Here is a 19,169-nt window from a genome sequence, read left to right on the forward strand (position 1 = left end):
CAGCCCGACCCCGCCGAGCCGCCGGAGGGCCAGTCGTGACCCTCGCCGCAACCGTCGCCGTGACCGCAACGGCACCCCTCGCCGCGCCCCACACCCACGGCTTCCTCTCCCCGACCGGCGTCGAGATCGCCTTCCTCCTCGTCGGACTGGTCACCTTCGGCGCCGCTCTCGTCACCGTCACCACCAAGCAGTTGGTGCACGCCGCCCTGTGGCTCGTGGTGACCCTCGGGGGTCTCGCCGTCGAATACCTCCTGCTCACCGCCGAGTTCATCGCCTGGGTGCAGGTCCTCATCTATGTCGGTTCCGTCGTCGTCCTCCTTCTCTTCGGTCTGATGCTCACCAAGGCCCCCATCGGCCGCTCCCCGGACGCCGACTCCGGCAACCGCTGGGCCGCCCTCGCCGTGGCCGTCGCCGCCGCGGCGGCCCTGGTCTGGGTCGTCGTCGACGCCTTCCGCGCGACCTGGATGGACCTGGACGGTCCGGCCGCCGGCTCGACCGCGGTGACCGGCGCGAGCCTGTTCCAGAACTGGGTCCTCCCCTTCGAGGCCCTCTCCGTCCTTCTCCTCGCGGCCCTGGTCGGCGCGATCGTCCTGTCCCGCAAGACGAAGTCGGAGCTGAGCTCTCCCCCTGTGAACTCCCGGGGCGCGACCGGTAGTTCCCCATTCATCCCGGATTCCCGTAATCACACGTTCAGGCGAAATAGCCGGTCTCAAGGCAACGATCCGACCGCGCTGGACAACCGGACTGAGCGGAACGACCCGACTGAGCAGAACCAGACCGCGCAGAACAACGCAACCGCGCAGAACAACACGACCGCGCAGAACAACACGACCGCGCAGAACAACCCCACCGAGCAGAAGGGAGCCCGCTGATGCACCTCGTCTATCCCGCCGTGCTCGCCGCCCTCCTCTTCTGCACCGGCATCTACGGTGTCCTCGCCCGCCGCAACGCGATCCTCGTCCTCATGTCGGTCGAGCTGATGCTCAACGCCGTCAACCTGAACCTGGTCGCGTTCGACGTCTGGCTCAGCAGGACCGCCGAGGAGAAACTGCACTCCGGCCAGGCCCTGACCCTGTTCACCATCGCCATCGCCGCCGCCGAGATCGGCATCGGCCTGGCGATCGTCCTCGCCGTCTACCGGGGCCGCGGCACCTCGGACATCGACAGACTCCGCGATACCGCCGAGGGCCACGAAACCGACGGCCCCGACGGATCCGGCGGCTCCGACAGCACCGGCGGGCCCGGCCCCGGCAGCTCAGACAGCGACGGCACCGAGCCCCCCGCGGCCGAGAAGGCTGAGGCCACCGCGTGACCACGACCACCCTCGCCGTCCTCGTCCCCCTCCTTCCGTTCCTGGGCTCAGCGGCCGGCCTGCTCCTGGGCCGCACCGCCCCAGGGTTCGTCCGCCCGCTCGCCGTCCTGCCGACGCTCGCCGCGCTCGCGCTGGCCGCGATCGTCGCCGTACGGCAGGGCGGCCACGCGGCCATCGACTCCGCCACCGAACTCACGCCCACCGGCGCGGTCCCCGTCGAACTCGCCCTGCACATCGACGGCTTCGCCGCCCTCGTCGCCGTCCTGGTCGCCTTCGTCGCCACCTGTGTGCAGATCTACTCGACGGGCTACCTGCGCGACGACCCGCGCTATCCCTCGTACGCCGCCCTCGTGTCCCTCTTCACCTCCGCGATGCTCCTCGTCGTCTACTCCGGCGACCTGATCGTGCTGCTGGTCGGCTGGGAAGTCATGGGCATCTGCTCCTACTTCCTCGTCGGCCACTACTGGGAGACCCCGGAGGCCCGCGCCGCCTCCATCAAGGCATTCCTCGTCACCAAGCTCGGCGATGTCCCCTTCCTGATCGGCCTGTTCGCGCTCGCCACCGACGCCGGGTCCTTCCGCATCACCAAGGTCCTGAGCACCGTCGTGAACGGCGGGCTGCACCACCCGACGCTGATCGCCCTGCTGCTCCTGGCCGGCGTGGCGGGCAAGTCGGCGCAGTTCCCGCTGCACACCTGGCTCCCCGACGCGATGGCCGGCCCGACCCCCGTCTCCGCGCTGATCCACGCCGCGACGATGGTCGCCGCCGGTGTCTACTTCGTCGCCCGTCTCCTCCCGGTCTTCGAGGCCTCCTCGGCCGCGATGGTCGTCCTCGCCGTCATGGCCGCGGTGACTATGGCCGGGTCGGGTCTCGCCGCGCTCGCCCAGGACGACATCAAACGCGTCCTCGCCTACTCGACGATCGGTCAACTCGGCTATATGACCGGCGCCCTCGCCGTCGGCGACCGCGGTGCCGCCGTCTTCCACCTCCTGTCCCACGGCGCCTTCAAGGCGCTGCTCTTCCTCGCGGCCGGCGTGATCATCCACGCCTCCGGCACCAACTCGCTGGCCGCCATGTCCCGCATGGGCAACCTGCGCGCCCGCGTCCCCGACGCCTTCTGGACGATGACCGTGGCGCTCCTCGCGCTCGCCGCGATCCCGCCCTTCAGCGGCTTCTTCTCCAAGGAGTCCGTCCTCGGCGCCGCCGAACACGCGGCCACCGGAGACACCGCGCACATCCCCGGCGTCGCGGGCTGGATCGTCCTCGCTGCCGGCCTGCTCACGGCCCTGCTCACCGCCGCGTACGCGACGCGCCTTTGGCTGCTCGCCTTCCACGGCCGGGGAGTCGAAGCCCCCGACCACGGCAGGCAGCCCGTGGCGATGAACGCCGTGCTGTGGGTGCTCGCCGTCCCGTCCCTCGCCCTCGGCGGACTCGCCTACCGCGTGCTCCCCGACTGGTTCGACGGCCGCGACCTGACCCCGACACTCACCACGTCCGTCCTCGGTACGGGCGTCGCCCTCGTCGGCGGCATCGTCACCTACGGCGCCTGGCGGCACACCACCGCACGCGCGGCCCGCGCACCGCTGGGTGCGGTCGCGGCCCACCCGGAGGGCGACGCCGGACTCGTCGAGGCGGAGGCCATCGCGAGCCACACGCCCGCCTACGGAGACGTGGCCTCGGCACCCGACCCGGCGGACCCGGGCCGGCTGCTACTCGGCCCGCTGCACCGCCACGCGGCCACCGGCTTCCACCTGGACGCCGTGTACGCGGCCTTGTTCGTCCGCCCGGTGATGGCCGCGGCGAGTCTCGTCCGGTTCCTCGACCGCGAGGTCGTCGACACCTACGTACGCGGCGCGGGCACCCTGCCCCGTCTGCTCGGCGCCGCCGTACGGCGCGCCCAGACCGGCAATACACAGACCTATGTGAGCGCGCTGCTCGCCGGCACCGTCGTCCTGACGGTCGCCGTCCTCCTCGTCGCCACGGGAGCGTGAGCAGGCGTGATCGATATCAACGAGTCCGTGATGCAGGTCCTTCTGGCGTTCATCGTCGTCGGGCCGCTCCTCGGCGCCGTCACCGCTCTGCTGCCAGCCCCGCCCGGGCTGAAGGGGAAGTCGCCCGAACAGGCCGTACTACGGCACGGCGTCACCGTGACCGGCGTGATCCTCATCGCCGCGATCGTCCTCGCGCTCGGCTTCGACCACGACCATCCGTCGAAGATGCAGGCCACGACCGACATCAGCTGGATCCCCGCACTCGACGTGCGCATCCACCTCGGCATCGACGGCATCTCCCTCCCCCTCCTGGTCCTGACCGCGCTGCTGACCTTCCTGTGCGCGCTCTACTCCTACTTCAAGATGCCTGCGGGCCCGTCCCCGAAGGCCTTCGTCGCCCTGCTGCTCGTCCTGGAGTCCGGCACCCTCGCCACCTTCGCCGTCCTCGACCTGATCCTCTTCTTCCTCGCCTTCGAAACCGTCCTCATCCCGATGTACTTCCTCATCGCCCGCTGGGGCGGTGCCCAACGGACCCAGGCCGCCTGGAAGTTCATCCTCTTCACACTGCTCGGCTCCGTCGTCATGCTGCTCGGCCTGCTCCTGATCGGAATCAAGGCGGGCACATTCGACATGGTGGCACTCGCCACTGACAACGGCCGGTCGCTGACCACATCCGTGCAGGTCATCGCCGTTCTGGCGATCGGGATCGGGCTCGCGGTCAAGACCCCGATGTGGCCCCTGCACAGCTGGCTGCCCGACGCCCACACCGCCGCCCCGACCGTCGGCTCGGTCCTGCTGGCCGGCGTGCTGCTCAAGATGGGCACGTACGGGTTCGTCCGCATCCTGCTGCCGATCGCCCCCGACGGCATGCACACCTTCGCGCCCTACCTCGCCGCCTTCGCCGTCGTCGGGATCATCTACGGCTCCCTGGCCTGCCTCGCCCTCGCCAGACAGGGCGCGAAGGGCGACCTCAAGCGCCTCATCGCGTACTCCTCCGTCGGCCACATGGGCTTCGTCCTGCTCGGCATCTCGACGATGACCCCGACCGGCGTGAACGGCGCGCTGTTCGCCAACATCGCCCACGGCCTCATCACCGGCCTCCTGTTCTTCCTCGTCGGCGCCCTCAAGGACCGCACGGGCACCACCGACCTCGACACCCTCGCCGAGGAGACCGGCGCAGCCCTCTATGGCAAGGCCCCGCGCCTCGGCGGCCTGCTCGCGTTCGCCGCCGTCGCCTCGCTCGGACTGCCCGGACTCGCCGGTTTCTGGGGCGAGATGCTCGCGTTGTTCGGCGCGTTCGAGCCCGCCGCCGACCTCAGCCGGCCCGCGTTCCTCACCTTCATGGCGATTGCGGCCTTCGGCACCCTGCTGACCGCGGCCTACATGCTCGCGGTGGTCCGCCGCGTCTGCATGGGCACCGTCGCGCAGGAAGCACCGAAGCTCGCCGACGTCCAGACGTACGAGTTCGCGGCCTGGACCCCGCTCGTCGCCCTCACCGTCGCCGCCGGCCTGTGGCCGAAGGCACTCCTCGGCCTGACCGACCCGGCCGTGCAGCAGCTCCTCGCAGGAGGCACCCGATGAGCGCCCTGGCCCAGCCTCTCGCGGAGTCGATGGTCCAGTCCGTCGACTGGCTCGCGATCGCACCGCCCACCATCACGGCGGTCGTCGGCCTGGTGGTCCTCGTCGCCGACCTGTTCCTCCAGGAGGCCAGAAAAGCGCTCCTGGGCTGGGTGTCGGTCGCCGGCCTGGCCGCCTCGGCTCTGATGCTGCTGCCCCTCCTGGACGGCGACCGCGCCACCTTCTGCCTCACCGGCGACGCGACCGCCTGCAGCTATACGGCGGACCGCTTCACCCTGGTCATCCAGTTCCTGGTCCTCGGCGGCGCCCTCCTGGCGGCCCTCCTGTCGATCACCACCCTGAAGGACGCCGCCAAGGGACTCCCCGAAGGGGAGTACTGGTTCCTGCTCCTGTCCTCCGCCGCGGGCGCCGCCCTCCTGCCCGCCTCCCGCGACCTCGCGACCCTGATCGTCGCCCTGGAGGTCGCCTCCCTGCCCGCCTTCGCCCTCGTCGGCATCCGGCACGGTGACAGGAAGTCCGCCGAAGCGGCCCTCAAGTTCTTCCTGTCCTCGGTCACCGCGACCGCGGTCAGCCTGATGGGCGTCAGCTTCGTGTACGCCACCACGGGCACCCTGTACCTCACCCGGATCGCCGACCGCATCCAGCACGTCGACGGCCAGTTCCACACCCTCGCCCAGACCGGCGTCGCCCTCACCCTCATCGGCTTCGCCTTCAAGACGGCAGCCGTCCCCTTCCACTTCTGGGTACCCGACACCTACGTAGGAGCGCCCCTCCCGATCGCCGCCTACTTGTCGGTCGTCGGCAAGGCGGTCGGCTTCTCCGGCCTGATCCTCGTCACCGTCGTCGCCTTCCCGTCGTACGCCGACGTGTGGGGCCCCGCGCTCGCCGCACTGGCCGCCCTCACGATGACGGTCGGCAACCTGGGCGCCCTGCGCCAACAGGCCACGCGCGCGTACAGCGCGGTACGGCTGCTCGCCTGGTCCTCCGTCGGCCAGGCCGGCTACCTCCTGGTGCCGATCGCCGCCGCCGCGTACTCCAAGGACGCCCAGAAGTCGATCGGCTCCACCGTCGCCTACGCCCTCATGTACGCGGCAGTGAACCTCGGCGCCTTCGCGGTGGCCGCCCTGGTGGGCCGTAGCAGAGCCCTCAACCGCATCAGCGACTACCGCGGCCTGTACGCGTCGAACCCACTGGCAGCCCTGCTCCTGGCCTTCTTCCTGCTGTGCCTCGCCGGACTGCCGCCGGGTGTCATCGGGCTCTTCGCCAAGGTGACCGTCTTCTCGGCGGCCGTCGACGCGGGCCTGGGCTGGCTGGCCGTCGTCATGGCCGTCAACGTGGTGATCGCGCTCTTCTACTACCTTCAGTGGACGGCCCTGCTGTTCCGCGCCCCGGTGGGCGAGCACGGCAAGCACCGCGTTCCCGCGCCCCTCACCGCCGCGCTCGCCCTCACCGGCGCCCTCGGAATCGCCCTCTCCGGAGCACCCCAACTGGTCCTGCGCTTCGCAGGCACCGGACTCTTCTGAGCCACCGGCACATACCACCGTCCTCACCCGGACGGCCCACCCCCGGCGTCGTACGCACAAGGGAACTAGAGCCCCCCGCCTGGCGTTGACCAGTACGGGAGGGTCCACTGGACGTGACACCACGACACCGGTGGCATCAGAGATCAGCAAGCAAAGGGTTCCCCTGCTGCACGATTTGGAGGGCGTACCGTGCACCGCCGGCACAACGGGCTCAGGACCGCAGTTCTCCTCGGGGGACTGTCCGCACTCATCATCGTCATCGGCAGCTTCTTCGGCCGCACGGGCCTCGTCGTAGCGGTCGTGATCGCGCTGGGCACGAACGCGTACGCGTACTGGAACAGCGACAGACTGGCGCTACGCGCGATGCGCGCCCGCCCGGTGAGCGAGTTCGAGGCCCCGGCCCTGTACCGGATGGTCCGCGACCTCTCCACTCAGGCCCGCCAGCCGATGCCGCGCCTGTACATCTCGCCCACGGAGGCCCCCAACGCCTTCGCGACGGGCCGCAACCCGCGCAACGCCGCCGTGTGCTGCACCGAGGGCATCCTGCGCATCCTGGACGAGCGCGAACTGCGCGGAGTCATCGGCCACGAACTCAGCCATGTCTACAACCGCGACATCCTGATCTCGTCGGTCGCCGGCGCCCTCGCCTCGGTGATCATGTTCCTGGTCAACTTCGCCTGGCTGATCCCGATCGGCCGTTCGAACGACGACGACGGCCCCGGCATCCTGGGCATGCTCCTGATCATGATCCTGGGACCCCTCGCGGCCAGCCTCATCCAGTTGGCCATCAGCCGCTCCAGGGAGTACGAGGCGGACGCGTCCGGTGCCCAGCTCACCGGAGACCCCCTCGCCCTCGCGAGCGCGCTGCGCAAGCTCGACGCCGGCACCAAGCAGCTTCCGCTGCCCCCGGAGCGCCGCATCGAGACCGCGAGCCACATGATGATCGCGAACCCCTTCCGCCCGGGCCAGGGACTCTCCAAGATGTTCTCGACGCATCCGCCGATGGCGGAGCGGATCGCCCGGCTCGAAAAGATGGCAGGTCGCCCTCAGTGAAAACCATCCTGAACGTCATTTGGCTCGTCCTGAGCGGCTTCTGGCTGTTCCTCGGGTACGTGCTCGCCGGCGCGCTGCTGTGCATCACGATCATCGGCATCCCGTTCGGTATCGCCGCCTTCCGTATCGGCGTCTACGCCCTGTGGCCCTTCGGGTACACGACGGTCGAGCGCCGGGACGCGGGCGCCCCCTCCTGCGTCGGCAACGTCCTGTGGCTGATCCTCGCGGGCTGGTGGCTGGCCCTCGCGCACATCGTCACCGGCATCGCCATGTGCATCACGATCATCGGCATCCCGTTCGGCATCGCCAACTTCAAGCTGATCCCGGTCTCGCTATTCCCCCTGGGCCGCGAAATCGTGCCCACGGACCAGCCGTTCGCCACCCGCTGACGGCGGGCAGCGGTGGGGACGCCCAAGTACGTCCTGCTGTCGTACGACGAAGGTGCCGAGTGCACCGGCGAGCACGGCTACGAGGAGACCTGGGCCCTGTGCGAGGACGCCGCCGACCTCTTCGCCGACCCACCCCCACCCACGTGCGTGACGTACGAACTGCTCGGCTGCGCACCCGAGGGCGACCTGCGAACAGCCCTCGCACGCGCGCGTGCCGACGGTTCGGCACCGCTCGGCCCGCTCACCCTGGAGACCCTCGACAGGACCGGCGGGGGAGAGGGCGAGTGGCGGCTGGAGGACGTACGCGTCGTAGGCGACCGTCCCTGCGCGCGTGACCTGTCGCTGAGGGATGTCACCGTCGAGGGCAGGCAGTCCGACGACAACCTCTACGACTATCCGCAGCGCCCGCCCCTGTCCCCGGGCTACCGGGTACTGGGCGCGGACGGCCAGCCATGGGGCGGCTGCCGGGACTTGGCCCAGGTCCAGGAGGACCGGCCCGAACAACTGGAGCCTCCCCTGCGCCTGTTGGGCTGTACCCCGCGCGGTGCGCTGCGGGCGGCACTGGACGGCGGGGAGGAGGACCTGGGCCACGTCAAGGTGGTGCGCGTCGACTCGTCCGGTCGGCCCGTGCAGCCCGCCGCCGAGGGCGAGTTACGGGCCTGGATCCCGTCCGCGCGCGGCCCGGGCCTGGTCGACCTCACCCTCGACCCATGGTCAGAACGCCCACCGCTCGCGGCCCGGGAGGTGTGGGACCTGTGGGGCGAGGGCCGCCTCTCCGAGCCCAACCGCTGGGCCGGTTGCGACACCGCAGGCCGCCGATCCTGGCTCGACACGGCCCTGGCCAACCACACCCACGGCACGTCGGACCGTCCGCCGGGCACCACGTACCACCTCGACGGCAACCACATCACCGACGTACCCGGCTTCTTCTGCGCCCTGGGCGAGGCGGTGAACGGCCCCGCCGGATACTTCGGTCGGGGCCTGGACGCTCTGAACGACTGCCTGCGCGGCAGTTGGGGAGCCACCCCGCCTTTCACCCTCGTCTGGCACGACGCCGCCGTAGCGCGCGCCTGCCTCGACGTCGTCCCGCACACCGGCCGGCGCCAGCCGACGTTCGAGGAACTGCTCGCCTTCCTCGCCGAACGGCATGTCGACGTCCGCCTGTCCTGACCGTTCGTCACCGCACCACGCCCGCAGCCGGGGCGTACGACCAGCGGTTTTCCACAACCGTCGGGTTGTCCACAGGCCGGCCCGATTGTCAGTGGCGCGCGGCACCATGAAGCCATGACCGAGAACGAGCAGCACCTGCTGACACGGGTGGTCGCCGAGGCCCGCAACACCCGCCCGTCGGGCTGGACTTCACTCCCCGCGCCCGTGGACGAGGCCACGGTGACCCGCGCCGAGGCCGCCCTGGGCTTCCGCCTGCCCCCGCTGCTCGCCGCCGCGCTCTACACAGGCATAGGAGACGGCGGATTCGGCCCGGAGTACGGCCTGTTGCCCTTCCTCGACAACCCACCGGTCGGCGAGCCCGCCGCCGTCACGCAGTACCTCGCCAACCGCGCGAGCGGACACAAGGACCCCGACTGGCCATGGCCCGAGGGCGTCCTGCCGATATCCCACTGGGGCCGCGTGATGTACGCGTGCGTGGACTGCCGATCCCCACAGCCCACGGTCCTCCTCTACGAGCCGAACGCCGACGAGGTCGACCACGCGTGGTACGTCGACGCGCCCAGCCTCGCCGACTGGCCGCGCTCCTGGCTCGATGGCACGGGTTGGTACGAGGACCACGAGGGCGGCGCCGAACCGGCGCCGTGGACCGACTCCCGCATCCGCACGACGGCACAGGCATCCTGAGCGGTCGTCGCAGGCCACCGATGCCTGCAACCACCACACGCATCCGTGACGTCCTGTTCATCGACACGGCGGAACATGCAGCGACAGGCCGTGCGCAAGGACCTACGAACACAGCCTGTCCGGGCGGAATTCACAGCTCCGGATCAGTGCAAGCACAGCGTGAGAGGGCAGGTTCACGGCATGGGCATCATCAGCTGGATCATCCTGGGACTGTTGGCCGGAGCCATCGCCAAATTCCTGCTGCCGGGCCGCGACCCGGGCGGCTTCATCGGTACGACCATCATCGGCGTCGCGGGCGCGTTCATCGGCGGCTGGATCTCGGCCCGCTGGCTGGACCACCCGGTCGCCAAGAACTTCTACGACGGCGCCACTTGGGCCTCGGCGATAGGTGGCGCGCTCGTCCTCCTGATCGCCTACCGCATCCTGTTCGGCAACTCGCGCAACTAGCGCGTCCCCGTGCCGCAGCCGGCAGGCGAGAAGGGTGGGCATCGACGGATGCCCACCCTTCCTCGTACCGGCGCGCGGCGGACGCGCGAGGCACTGTTCTACCGGTAGTTCACGAACTGCAGCGCGAAGTCGAAGTCCTTGCCCTTGAGCAGGGCCTGCACGGCCTGGAGGTCGTCGCGGCTCTTCGAGCTGACCCGCAGCTCGTCGCCCTGCACCTGGGCCTTCACGCCCTTGGGACCCTCGTCACGAATGATCTTCGCCACCTTCTTCGCGTTGTCCTGGGAGATGCCCTCCTCGATCGACGCGAAGATCTTGTACTCCTTGCCGGAGAGCTGCGGCTCACCGGCGTCCAGCGCCTTCAGCGAGATGCCGCGCTTGATCAGCTTGGACTGGAAGACGTCGAGGATCGCCTTGACCCGCTCCTCGGAGTTCGCCTCCATGAGGATCTTCTCGGCCGACCATGAGATCGAGGCACCCACGCCCTTGAAGTCGTAGCGCTGGGAGATCTCCTTGGCGGCCTGGTTGAGGGCGTTGTCGACCTCCTGCCGCTCGACCTTCGAGACGATGTCGAAACTGGAGTCGGCCATGTCCTGTGGCTCCTTGTATCGGGGTGCGTATCGATGCGTGTCACTGCGTATCGGCGTGCGTCGGGGCAGCCGCCGAGCCCGGTGTAGGCCCCGGGCCGCATCCGCATAAGCCTAGCCACCCCCTCCCCTCCGAGCGCCGGTCAATCGGGTGGCGAAGCACCCCTGGGCATCGGGTATCGTTTACGTCGTTGCCACGGAGCACCGCCGAAAAGCGGTTCGAGGGGCAGCATCCCCGGCGGTGTGCCCGAGTGGCCAAAGGGAGCAGACTGTAAATCTGCCGGCTTAGCCTACCCAGGTTCGAACCCTGGCGCCGCCACATGATCGAAAGGGTCTGTGATCAGCATCAATGCTGATCACAGACCCTTTCGTCGTTCCCAGGACTTCTCCAGGACTTCCCGAGGACGTCCCGAGGCTTTCCGGGACGTCCCAGAGGCATCCCCGCGGCCCCCTTCGCCCTGCCGCCAACCTTGACGTGCCCGTGCCACAGCCCTACTGTCGCGGCACCGTGTTCATGTTGAAACACAAAGTTCACACACATGAACATGCGCTCCGCCAACCGAGTCCACAGAGCAGACAGGAAGGCACCCCCCATGCGCATGCGTACGCTGCTCACCTCCCTGGCCACCGTCGTCGCCGTCACCGGCGGCCTCGCCCTCACGGCCCCCACGGCGTCGGGCAGTACCGGCGCCGCCGGCGTCGTCGCCGCACCCCTGGCGGACCCCTCCGTCGCGCCCGGCGGGAACTTCGACCTGTCGGTCTGGCAGCTCCAGGAGCCGATCGGTTCCCCCGGCTCGCCCACGACGATCTCGTCGTCCCGGCTCCAGGGGGCCAACGGCTTCCAGGACTCGTACTTCTACACGGACACCCGCGACGGCGCGATGACCTTCTGGGCGCCGGAGAAGGGCGTCACCACCCCCAACTCGAACTACGCCCGCTCCGAACTGCGGGAGATGAACCGCAGCGGCAGCGCCGCCGACTGGTCGCTCAGCGGCACCCACACGATGAAGGCGACGCTACGAGTCGTCTCCGTCACGTCGAACGTCTGCGTCGGCCAGATCCACCTCGGCACCGGCGGCACCTCCACCAAGCCGCTGCTGGAGCTGTACTACCGGTCGAGCGGCGACATCGTCCTCGGCACCGAGAACTCCCCCTCCGGCGGCCAGACCCTGCACACCGTGGGCAACGTGTCGGTCGGCAAGACGTGGAGCTACACGATCGGCGTCTCGGGCGGAAACACCATCAACCTGACGGTCAACGGGAGCACCACGCACTACGCCATCCCGTCGTCGTTCAACGCCTACAAGCAGTACTTCAAGGCCGGTTCGTACAACCAGTCGTCCTCCGACAGCACCACCAAGGGTGCCCGCGTCGCCTTCTACGGCCTCACCGTCGCCCACAGCTGAGCGAGCCTCAGCAGCCGACTCGGCCTGCGGCGGGGCAGACTGATCCCATGTCGTCACGCCGCAGAAGCTGCCCCGAGTGCCGTCGTGAAATCGCCGTCGTGGCCGGCCGGTTCGCGCGGCACGACCCGCCCGGCGCGCGGGAGACCGGCGACCTCGTGTCCTGCCCCGGGTCCCGCCGCCAGGCGGAACTCGGGGCGGCCCAGCCCGCGTTGGACGGGTACGTGGTCCCGGAGTTCCCCGGACAGATGCCGCTCTTCTAGGCGGCGGGCCACCGCCCGGCGGGGAACTCCACATTGCTCAGATCCTCAGTTCCCCGCCACCGACTTCACCGCCACCGACACCGGCGCGGATCCACCGATCAACTCCAGCGTCAGGCCGGCCGTCGCCGGCGTATCCACCAACTCCGCGAGTACGGCGGCCACATCGTCGCGCGGGATCGAGCCGAGACCGGTGTGCGCCTCCAGCCGGACCAGACCGGTGCCGGCGTCGTTCGTGAGGGAACCGGGGCGCAGGATCGTCCAGTCCAGCGCGTCCAGGCCGCGTACGTACGCGTCGGCTTCGCCCTTGGCCCGCAGATACACGTCGAAGACGCCGTCCCCGGAGTGTGTCGGATCCGCGCCCATCGAGGACACGACGACATGGCGCCGTACGCCCGCCAGGACCGCCGCGTCGGCGAACAGCACCGCCGAACCCCGGTCCACCGTGTCCTTGCGGGCCGTGCCGCTGCCCGGGCCCGCGCCCGCCGCGAAGACCGCCGCGTCCGCGCCCCGCAGCTGCGCCGCGACCTCCTCGACCGAGGCCGACTCCAGGTCGAGCAGCAGCGGTTCGGCGCCGGCCGCCCGTAGATCGTCGCTCTGTTCGGCGTTGCGGATGATGCCCGCGACCTCTTCACCGCGCGCGGCGAGCAGGCGCTCCAGCCGCAGCGCGATCTGACCATGACCTCCAGCGATGACAATGCGCATGCCTTCGACCGTACGCCCGGACGGCCGCACGCGCCGCATGACTTAAGCTGCGTCCCAGCGGCGCACACCCGCGCTGGACGCGCCCGGCGCGCGGACCCGAGCCGTGGCGCCTCAGGCGTACGCCCTGGCGCAGCGACAGCGGCTCACGACAACTCGCCCCGCCCCTGCCGGGGCAGCCCCAACTCCGAGCCCGCCGCCGTGTTGCAGTACTCCCGCACCGCGCTCGTCCGTGCCACCACGCGCCCCCGGTGCACCACGATCCGGCTGTACGCCAGCGACAGCGCGCCCGCGAGCCGGTCGCCGCGCACCGCGAGCAGTTCGGCCGGAAATCCCGCCTCGACCCGCACCTCGGGCAGGCCGAGTGCCGCGCGTGCCGAGGAACTCACCGTCTCGTAGGCGTCCTCGGGCCGCATCCCGTGGCGCGAGGCCAGCAGGTAGGCCGCCTCCAAGGGGTCCCCGCGGCCCACCGGGTTGGACACGTCCCGCAGGGCGCCGCTGCCCGCCGCGACCTGGACGCCGGCCGTGCGCAGCAGTCGTACGGGAGCAGTGCCCCGGCGGTCGACGCCGCCGCAGCCGCCCTGTGGCAGGCAGACCACCGTCACGCCGGCCGCGGCCAGTTGGTCCGCGATCCGCGTGACCGTCTCCGCCGGCAGCCGCCCCAGGCCGCCGCACGGGCCGAGCGTCACCCCGGGGCGCATCCCGCCCGCGACCGCCGCCAGCCGGGCCAGGCGGGTCGGGTCGGCGGCGTCCGTGTGCAGGTCGACCGGGCAGCCGTGCTCGGACGCGACCTCCAGGACCGCCTCCACATAGCCCGTTGGATCGGGGTCCACATCTGGACAACCGCCCACTACGGAGGCACCCATTTTCACCGCGTCCCGCAGCATCGCGAGCCCGTCCGCCCCCGCCACCCCGGTCAGCAGCCGGGGCATGGCCACCGCCGTCAGCTCCGCCAGCCCCCGCAGCGCCCGCCGCGCCCGCAGTACGGCGGCCAGCGCGCCCAGCCCCTGAACGTCCCCCACGCGCACGTGTGCCCGCTGCGCCGTCGCCCCGTGCCCGAGTTGCAGCAGCGCGGCCTCCGTGGCGCGGCGCTGGACGTCCTGGGGGTCGTAGGAGACGGGTCCGCCGTTCTCGGCCGAGAGGGCGGTGTCACTGTGCGTGTGCGGCTCGGCGGGGGCCGGGAGGAGGAGATAGCCGCTGAGGTCCACGCGCGCGCCGCACGCGCGCGTGGCGTCCGTCGCCAGGCTGCCGGCCGTGCCGACCGCCTCGATGCGCCCGCCGCCCAGCCGTACGTCCACGGTCCGGCCGTCGGTCAGCCGGGCCCCGCACAGCAGGAGCGCGGCCGGGTCGACCGGTCCCGACGAGCCTGAGGAACCCGACGGACCAGACGACGAGTGGGACGGCTGGGGCTGACTGTCGGGCATCGCGCTCCAGGGGCTCAGGGCTTCGCGGGCTCGGGGCTTCGGGGCTCAGGACTGGGGACTGCGCAAAGGGGCGCAAGATCACGCAGAGTGAGTCGAGCCTAGGGCGGTGATCCGCTCACGACCGGGAGGAGCGCAATAGTCGTACCGGTGTGGTCCCCCATACGGGAGGGGCCCTTGAGGCCTCTGGGAGGGCCTTGGAAGGTGCTGGAGCGGTGCCGCGAAACGGATTTGGGCGAACGGTCGCCGAGCGTGTAATGTCTTCATCGCTCGCCCCAATAGCTCAGTCGGTAGAGCGTCTCCATGGTAAGGAGAAGGTCTACGGTTCGATTCCGTATTGGGGCTCTGGTGTGAAAGGTTCCCGTCGCGAGACGGGGGCTGATCGCATCACAGCGGTGTAGCTCAGTCGGTAGAGCAAGCGGCTCATAATCGCTGTGTCACCGGTTCAAGTCCGGTCACCGCTACTGACAGTAGCCGATTGCGGGGTCGGTCCTTCGATCGGCTACTCTGTTATGCGTTCATAGTCCCATCCGTTCGTCAAGGAGCACTCCTGTGGCTGCCACCGACGTCCGCCCGAAGATCACGCTGGCCTGCGTGGAGTGCAAGGAGCGGAACTACATCACCAAGAAGAACCGGCGTAACAACCCGGACCGACTGGAGATGAAGAAGCACTGCCCGCGTTGCAATGCGCACACCGCGCACCGCGAAACGCGATAAGAATCAGGCTCGTACACGAGGCCGTCCCCGAAGTCTGGGGGCGGCCTCGCGTCGTTCCCCACACAGCAGCAGGAACATCAGGAGGTACCGGGCCATGGCGCTCGACCAGTCCTTCGTGGGGCGGACCTACCCGCCCACCGACCCCTACGAGGTGGGCCGGGAGAAGATCCGTGAGTTCGCGGAGGCGGTGGGCGACGCCAACCCGGCGTACACGGACCCTGAGGCCGCCAAGGCGCTCGGTCACCCCGATGTGATCGCCCCGCCGACCTTCGTCTTCTCCATCACGTTCAAGGCGGCCGGACAGGTAGTCCAGGACCCGCAGCTCGGCCTCGACTACAGCCGGGTCGTGCACGGCGACCAGAAGTTCGTCTACGTCCGCCCCGTGCGCGCCGGCGACCGCCTGACGGTCACCTCCACGATCGAGGCGATCAAGTCGATCGCGGGCAACGACATCCTGGACATCCGCGGCGAGGTCCACGACGAGGTCGGCGAGCACGTCGTGACCGCCTGGACCAAGCTCGTGGCCCGCGCGGCGGAGGAGAACTGACATGACGGCGAAGATCGCCTACGACGACGTCGAGGTCGGCACCGAGCTGCCGGCCCAGACCTTCCCCGTGACCCGCGCCGCCCTCGTCCAGTACGCGGGCGCCTCCGGGGACTTCAACCCGATCCACTGGAACGAGAAGTTCGCCAAGGAGGTCGGACTCCCGGACGTCATCGCGCACGGCATGTTCACCATGGCCGAGGCGATCCGCGTGGTCACCGACTGGACCGGCGACCCGGGCGCGGTCGCCGAGTACGGCGTCCGCTTCACCAAGCCCGTCGTCGTCCCGAACGACGACCAGGGCGCGACCGTCGAGGTCAGCGCGAAGGTCGCCGCCAAGCTCGACGACAACACGGTCCGCGTGGACCTGGTGGCGATGAGCGCCGGGCAGAAGGTGCTCGGGATGTCACGGGCGGTCGTACGACTGGCGTGAGCTGAGGTAAGGGGCGTCCGCAATGGCGGACGCCCCTTACCTGTAGGTCGGCCTGGGCCGACTTGGTGACTGGCGGTGACACCGGCGGGCCCGGAGCCGGCCTACCCATGTGCCGTGCCCCACATGGAGCGATCCCTGCGGCCCGTCCCCCGCCCCCCTTCCCGTCCCGGTTCTCGTCCCGGAACCCCGCTGGGACCACCCCTTGACGTAGTTAGTGATTGAGTACTAACTTTCTCGCATGGTCAGGATGAGCGCAGAAGAGAGGCGCGAGAGCGTCGTCCGCGCGGCGATCACCGAGTTCGCGCAGCGGGGGTACTACGGGACCTCCACCGAGGCGATCGCCAAGCGGGTCGGGGTCTCGCAGCCGTATCTCTTCCGGCTCTTCCCGGGTAAGAAGGCGATCTTCGCCGCCGCCTCGCTGCGGTGCGTGGAGGATGTGTGTCAGGCCGTCGAGGAGGCGGCCAAGGGGGTGGAGGGCGAGGAAGCCCTGCATGCCATGGCCAACGCCTATGTGCGGCTCATCACGGAGTACCCCGAGAAGCTCCAGATGCAGATGCAGACGTACATCACCGTGGCCGCCGCCGAGGCGGAGGGTGATCACGAGTTCGGCGAGATCGTGCGGAACGGCTGGATGAAGCTCTGGGAGATCGTGCATCTGCCGCTGGGGGCGGACGTCAACGACACGACGACCTTCATGGCGTACGGAATGCTGATCAACACCCTGGCGGCCATGGGTTTTCCGCCCGAGCACCGGGTCTGGGAAGGGCTGTACCCGGAGGCCCGGGTCACCGGTCGGCTGGAGAAGTCTTAGTGGCGGGCAAGGGGCGGATTCTGCGCCTTTTCCTGCCCGGAAAAGTTAGTAATCAATAACTAATCATCGGTACGAGCACCCTTTGGGGGAGCGATGTCAGAGCCAACCGCACGTCGCGGGGGAATGGTCTGGGCCCTCGTCATCACCAGCGTCGCCGGATTCATGGCGGCCCTGGACAACCTCGTCGTCACCACCGCCCTGCCGTCCATCCGCAAGGACCTCGGGGGCGCCCTGGGCGACCTGGAATGGACGGTGAGCGCCTACACGCTCACCTTCGCCGTCCTGCTGATGTTCGGCGCGGCGCTCGGCGACCGGTTCGGGCGCCGCCGGCTCTTCCTTGTCGGCATCACCGTCTTCACCGTCGCCTCCGCCGCCGCGGCCATGGCACCCGGCATCGAGTCCCTCATCGCGGCCCGCGCGGTCCAGGGCGTGGGCGCGGCGATCATGATGCCGCTGACACTGACCCTGCTGACGGCGGCCGTACCGGTGGCCAAGCGCGGGATGGCGTACGGCATATGGGGCGCGGTCAACGGACTCGCCGTCGCCTCAGGACCCCTCATCGGCGGCAGCCTCACCGAGCACATCTCCTGGCACTGGATCTTCTGGCTGAACGTTCCGCTCGGCCTGGCCCTGATCCCGCTCGCCCGCCTGCGCCTCTCCGAGTCGTACGGCACCGGTGCCCCGCTCGACTTTCCCGGCACCCTGCTCGCCAGCGGCGGCCTCTTCGGGATCGTCTACGGCCTGGTCCGCGGGCCCGCCGACGGCTGGACCAGCTCGCTCGTCCTCACCGGACTGTTCGCGGGGAGCGCGCTGTTCGCCGGTTTCATCATCTACAGCGTCAACGCCAAGAACCCCATGCTCCCGATGCGGCTGTTCCGCTCCCGCGCCTTCTCCGGGATCAACGCCGCGAGCCTGTTGATGTTCCTCGGGATGTTCGGGTCGATCTTCCTGCTCAGCCAGTACATGCAGGGCGTCCTCGGCTACTCGCCCACCGAGGCGGGCCTGCGGATGCTCCCCTGGACCGGTATGCCGATGCTCGTCGCCCCCATCGCCGGCATCCTCTCCGACCGGATCGGCGGCCGCCCGGTCGTCGCCGCGGGCCTCTTCCTCCAGGCGGCCGGTCTCGGCTACATGTCCTACGTAGTCACCACCGACGTCTCCTACGGCGCCCAGCTGCCCGGCCTGATCCTCAGCGGCATCGGCATGGCGCTGTTCTTCGCACCGGCCTCCAACCTGGTCATGTCCAGCGTCCGCCCCCAGGAACAGGGCATCGCCTCCGGCGCCAACAACGCCCTCCGTGAGGTCGGCGGCGCTCTCGGCATCGCGATCATGGCGTCCATCTTCTCGGCCCAGGGCGGCTACCAGACCGCACAGACCTTCGTCGACGGCCTGAAGCCCGCGCTGGTCACCGGGGCGGCCGTGGTCGCCCTCGCGGGAGTCGCGACGCTGCTGATCCCGACGCGGCGGCGGGCGGCGGAGCTCGCGGCGACGTCCGTGTCCGCCGAGTCGGCGGGGAGCATGGAGTCGGCGGGGTCTTCCGAGCCCGACTCGGTACTGGAGAACGCCGGTCGCTGACCGGGACACCTGTGCACGCACGCGTGGGGCCCTGCCGTTGCCGGCGGGGCTTCACGCGTGCGTGCGGCTTTGTTGGTGGGGCTTTGCGTTGGCGGGCGGGTTCGTCGGTGGGACCTTGCACGGGTCGGCGTCTGCTGTCACCGGGGGAGCTTCACGCGCGCGTGGGCTTGGGATCGGGGGTGGGGCTCCACGTGTGTGTGCGTCCGGTTTCGGTGGTGAGGTTCTACGGGTGTGTGCGTTCGGCTTCACCGCGGGCGTCAAGTCGGTGGTGGCCAGGGCGTTGGCTACGCGGGGGTGTGTGGCCCAGGTAGATGTGGGGGCGGGTTCGCGTCGGATGCGACGCACGCGCTGCTGGACGCCTGCTCGCCGAATGAGGCGCCCCGAGCCGGACACTGGCCTCGTGCTGAGGCGTGTGCCTTGTGCCGGGTGGGGTCTCCGTACTCGCGTCTGGCGCGCCCTGCACTGAACGCGCCGTGTACTGGATGAGTGCCTCGCGTCGGACGCGTATCCCGCGTCCCATCGGCGCCGGACGCCCGCCCCACACCGCCCTCACCGGACGCTCGGCTCCATCC

20 protein-coding genes and 3 tRNA genes are annotated in these 19,169 nt (G+C 69.9%); 20 read left to right on the forward strand and 3 right to left on the reverse strand.

Annotated features, from left to right (window positions below; translation table 11 throughout):
- Positions 1 to 35 precede the first annotated feature (35 nt).
- From AC31A1_RS25460 to AC31A1_RS25505, 10 genes are all read left to right on the forward strand, one after another.
- Positions 36 to 872, forward strand: a complete 837-nt coding sequence (locus AC31A1_RS25460; protein ID WP_489655549.1) for an NADH-quinone oxidoreductase subunit J family protein — start codon at positions 36 to 38, stop codon at positions 870 to 872.
- Entirely contained in the window at positions 872 to 1,312 is a 441-nt protein-coding gene (nuoK, locus tag AC31A1_RS25465; protein ID WP_489655550.1) for an NADH-quinone oxidoreductase subunit NuoK, read from the forward strand. The genes AC31A1_RS25460 and nuoK overlap by 1 nt, the downstream gene beginning before the upstream one ends.
- A complete protein-coding gene (locus tag AC31A1_RS25470) occupies positions 1,309 to 3,303 on the forward strand; it encodes an NADH-quinone oxidoreductase subunit 5 family protein (RefSeq protein ID WP_489655551.1) in 1,995 nt (664 codons plus the stop codon). The genes nuoK and AC31A1_RS25470 overlap by 4 nt, the downstream gene beginning before the upstream one ends.
- A gap of 6 nt (positions 3,304 to 3,309) precedes the next feature.
- A complete protein-coding gene (locus AC31A1_RS25475) occupies positions 3,310 to 4,884 on the forward strand; it encodes a complex I subunit 4 family protein (protein WP_489655552.1) in 1,575 nt (524 codons plus the stop codon).
- Entirely contained in the window at positions 4,881 to 6,404 is a 1,524-nt protein-coding gene (locus tag AC31A1_RS25480; protein WP_489655553.1) for an NADH-quinone oxidoreductase subunit N, read from the forward strand. Before AC31A1_RS25475 ends, AC31A1_RS25480 begins: the two co-directional genes overlap by 4 nt.
- 189 nt (positions 6,405 to 6,593) lie before the next feature.
- The gene (gene htpX, locus AC31A1_RS25485; RefSeq protein WP_489655554.1) at positions 6,594 to 7,457 is read left to right on the forward strand and encodes a zinc metalloprotease HtpX; all 864 of its coding nucleotides are present in this window, start codon (positions 6,594 to 6,596) and stop codon (positions 7,455 to 7,457) included.
- Positions 7,454 to 7,846, forward strand: coding sequence for a YccF domain-containing protein (locus tag AC31A1_RS25490; RefSeq protein ID WP_489655555.1), 393 nt, complete (start codon positions 7,454 to 7,456; stop codon positions 7,844 to 7,846). Before htpX ends, AC31A1_RS25490 begins: the two co-directional genes overlap by 4 nt.
- Positions 7,847 to 7,858: 12 nt before the next feature.
- A complete protein-coding gene (locus AC31A1_RS25495; RefSeq protein ID WP_489655556.1) occupies positions 7,859 to 9,016 on the forward strand; it encodes a barstar family protein in 1,158 nt (385 codons plus the stop codon).
- 114 nt (positions 9,017 to 9,130) lie between these two features.
- Complete coding sequence (locus tag AC31A1_RS25500) at positions 9,131 to 9,700, forward strand: SMI1/KNR4 family protein (RefSeq protein ID WP_489655557.1); 570 nt, start codon at positions 9,131 to 9,133, stop codon at positions 9,698 to 9,700.
- 180 nt (positions 9,701 to 9,880) lie between these two features.
- Positions 9,881 to 10,147, forward strand: a complete 267-nt coding sequence (locus tag AC31A1_RS25505) for a GlsB/YeaQ/YmgE family stress response membrane protein (RefSeq protein ID WP_019061143.1) — start codon at positions 9,881 to 9,883, stop codon at positions 10,145 to 10,147.
- Positions 10,148 to 10,245: 98 nt separating this feature from the next.
- Here the strand turns inward: AC31A1_RS25505 and AC31A1_RS25510 are convergent, their stop codons facing one another.
- Positions 10,246 to 10,734, reverse strand: coding sequence for a YajQ family cyclic di-GMP-binding protein (locus tag AC31A1_RS25510; protein ID WP_043682730.1), 489 nt, complete (start codon positions 10,732 to 10,734; stop codon positions 10,246 to 10,248).
- Positions 10,735 to 10,968: 234 nt separating this feature from the next.
- Between AC31A1_RS25510 and AC31A1_RS25515 the strand changes: the two genes are divergently transcribed.
- The 3 genes from AC31A1_RS25515 to AC31A1_RS25525 all read left to right on the forward strand — a co-directional run bounded on the left by AC31A1_RS25515 (position 10,969) and on the right by AC31A1_RS25525 (position 12,397).
- Positions 10,969 to 11,050, forward strand: a tRNA-Tyr gene (locus tag AC31A1_RS25515).
- Positions 11,051 to 11,324: 274 nt separating this feature from the next.
- Positions 11,325 to 12,137 carry a polysaccharide lyase family 7 protein gene (locus tag AC31A1_RS25520; RefSeq protein WP_489655558.1) on the forward strand — a complete coding sequence of 271 codons (813 nt, stop codon included), beginning with the start codon at positions 11,325 to 11,327 and terminating at the stop codon, positions 12,135 to 12,137.
- 47 nt (positions 12,138 to 12,184) lie between these two features.
- Positions 12,185 to 12,397, forward strand: coding sequence for a hypothetical protein (locus tag AC31A1_RS25525; protein ID WP_033282563.1), 213 nt, complete (start codon positions 12,185 to 12,187; stop codon positions 12,395 to 12,397).
- A 45-nt stretch (positions 12,398 to 12,442) separates the two neighbouring features.
- On the opposite strand, the gene AC31A1_RS25530 is transcribed toward AC31A1_RS25525, so the two are convergent.
- On the reverse strand, positions 12,443 to 13,099 hold the full coding sequence (locus AC31A1_RS25530; protein WP_489655559.1) for an SDR family oxidoreductase: 657 nt from the start codon (positions 13,097 to 13,099) through the stop codon (positions 12,443 to 12,445).
- Positions 13,100 to 13,242: 143 nt separating this feature from the next.
- A complete protein-coding gene (locus AC31A1_RS25535; protein ID WP_489655560.1) occupies positions 13,243 to 14,520 on the reverse strand; it encodes an amidohydrolase family protein in 1,278 nt (425 codons plus the stop codon).
- Between the two features lie 269 nt (positions 14,521 to 14,789).
- Here AC31A1_RS25535 and AC31A1_RS25540 point away from each other — a divergent pair.
- The 7 genes from AC31A1_RS25540 (at position 14,790) to AC31A1_RS25570 (ending at position 18,597) form a co-directional block, all read left to right on the forward strand.
- A tRNA-Thr gene (locus tag AC31A1_RS25540) sits at positions 14,790 to 14,862 on the forward strand.
- 46 nt (positions 14,863 to 14,908) lie between these two features.
- Positions 14,909 to 14,981: transfer RNA gene (locus tag AC31A1_RS25545), tRNA-Met, on the forward strand.
- A gap of 88 nt (positions 14,982 to 15,069) precedes the next feature.
- A complete protein-coding gene (rpmG, locus tag AC31A1_RS25550; protein WP_003948671.1) occupies positions 15,070 to 15,234 on the forward strand; it encodes a 50S ribosomal protein L33 in 165 nt (54 codons plus the stop codon).
- A 94-nt stretch (positions 15,235 to 15,328) separates the two neighbouring features.
- Positions 15,329 to 15,781 (forward strand): FAS1-like dehydratase domain-containing protein, encoded by a 453-nt coding sequence (locus AC31A1_RS25555; protein WP_489655561.1) that lies wholly within the window; start codon positions 15,329 to 15,331, stop codon positions 15,779 to 15,781.
- 1 nt (position 15,782) lies between these two features.
- Positions 15,783 to 16,211: a MaoC family dehydratase gene (locus AC31A1_RS25560; protein ID WP_266860859.1), complete on the forward strand. Its 429-nt coding sequence runs from the start codon at positions 15,783 to 15,785 to the stop codon at positions 16,209 to 16,211.
- A 238-nt stretch (positions 16,212 to 16,449) separates the two neighbouring features.
- Positions 16,450 to 17,022, forward strand: a complete 573-nt coding sequence (locus AC31A1_RS25565; RefSeq protein WP_489655562.1) for a TetR/AcrR family transcriptional regulator — start codon at positions 16,450 to 16,452, stop codon at positions 17,020 to 17,022.
- A gap of 93 nt (positions 17,023 to 17,115) precedes the next feature.
- The gene (locus tag AC31A1_RS25570) at positions 17,116 to 18,597 is read left to right on the forward strand and encodes a DHA2 family efflux MFS transporter permease subunit (protein ID WP_489655563.1); all 1,482 of its coding nucleotides are present in this window, start codon (positions 17,116 to 17,118) and stop codon (positions 18,595 to 18,597) included.
- Positions 18,598 to 19,169 lie beyond the last annotated feature (572 nt).

This window comes from Streptomyces sp. P5F9, assembly GCF_057961495.1.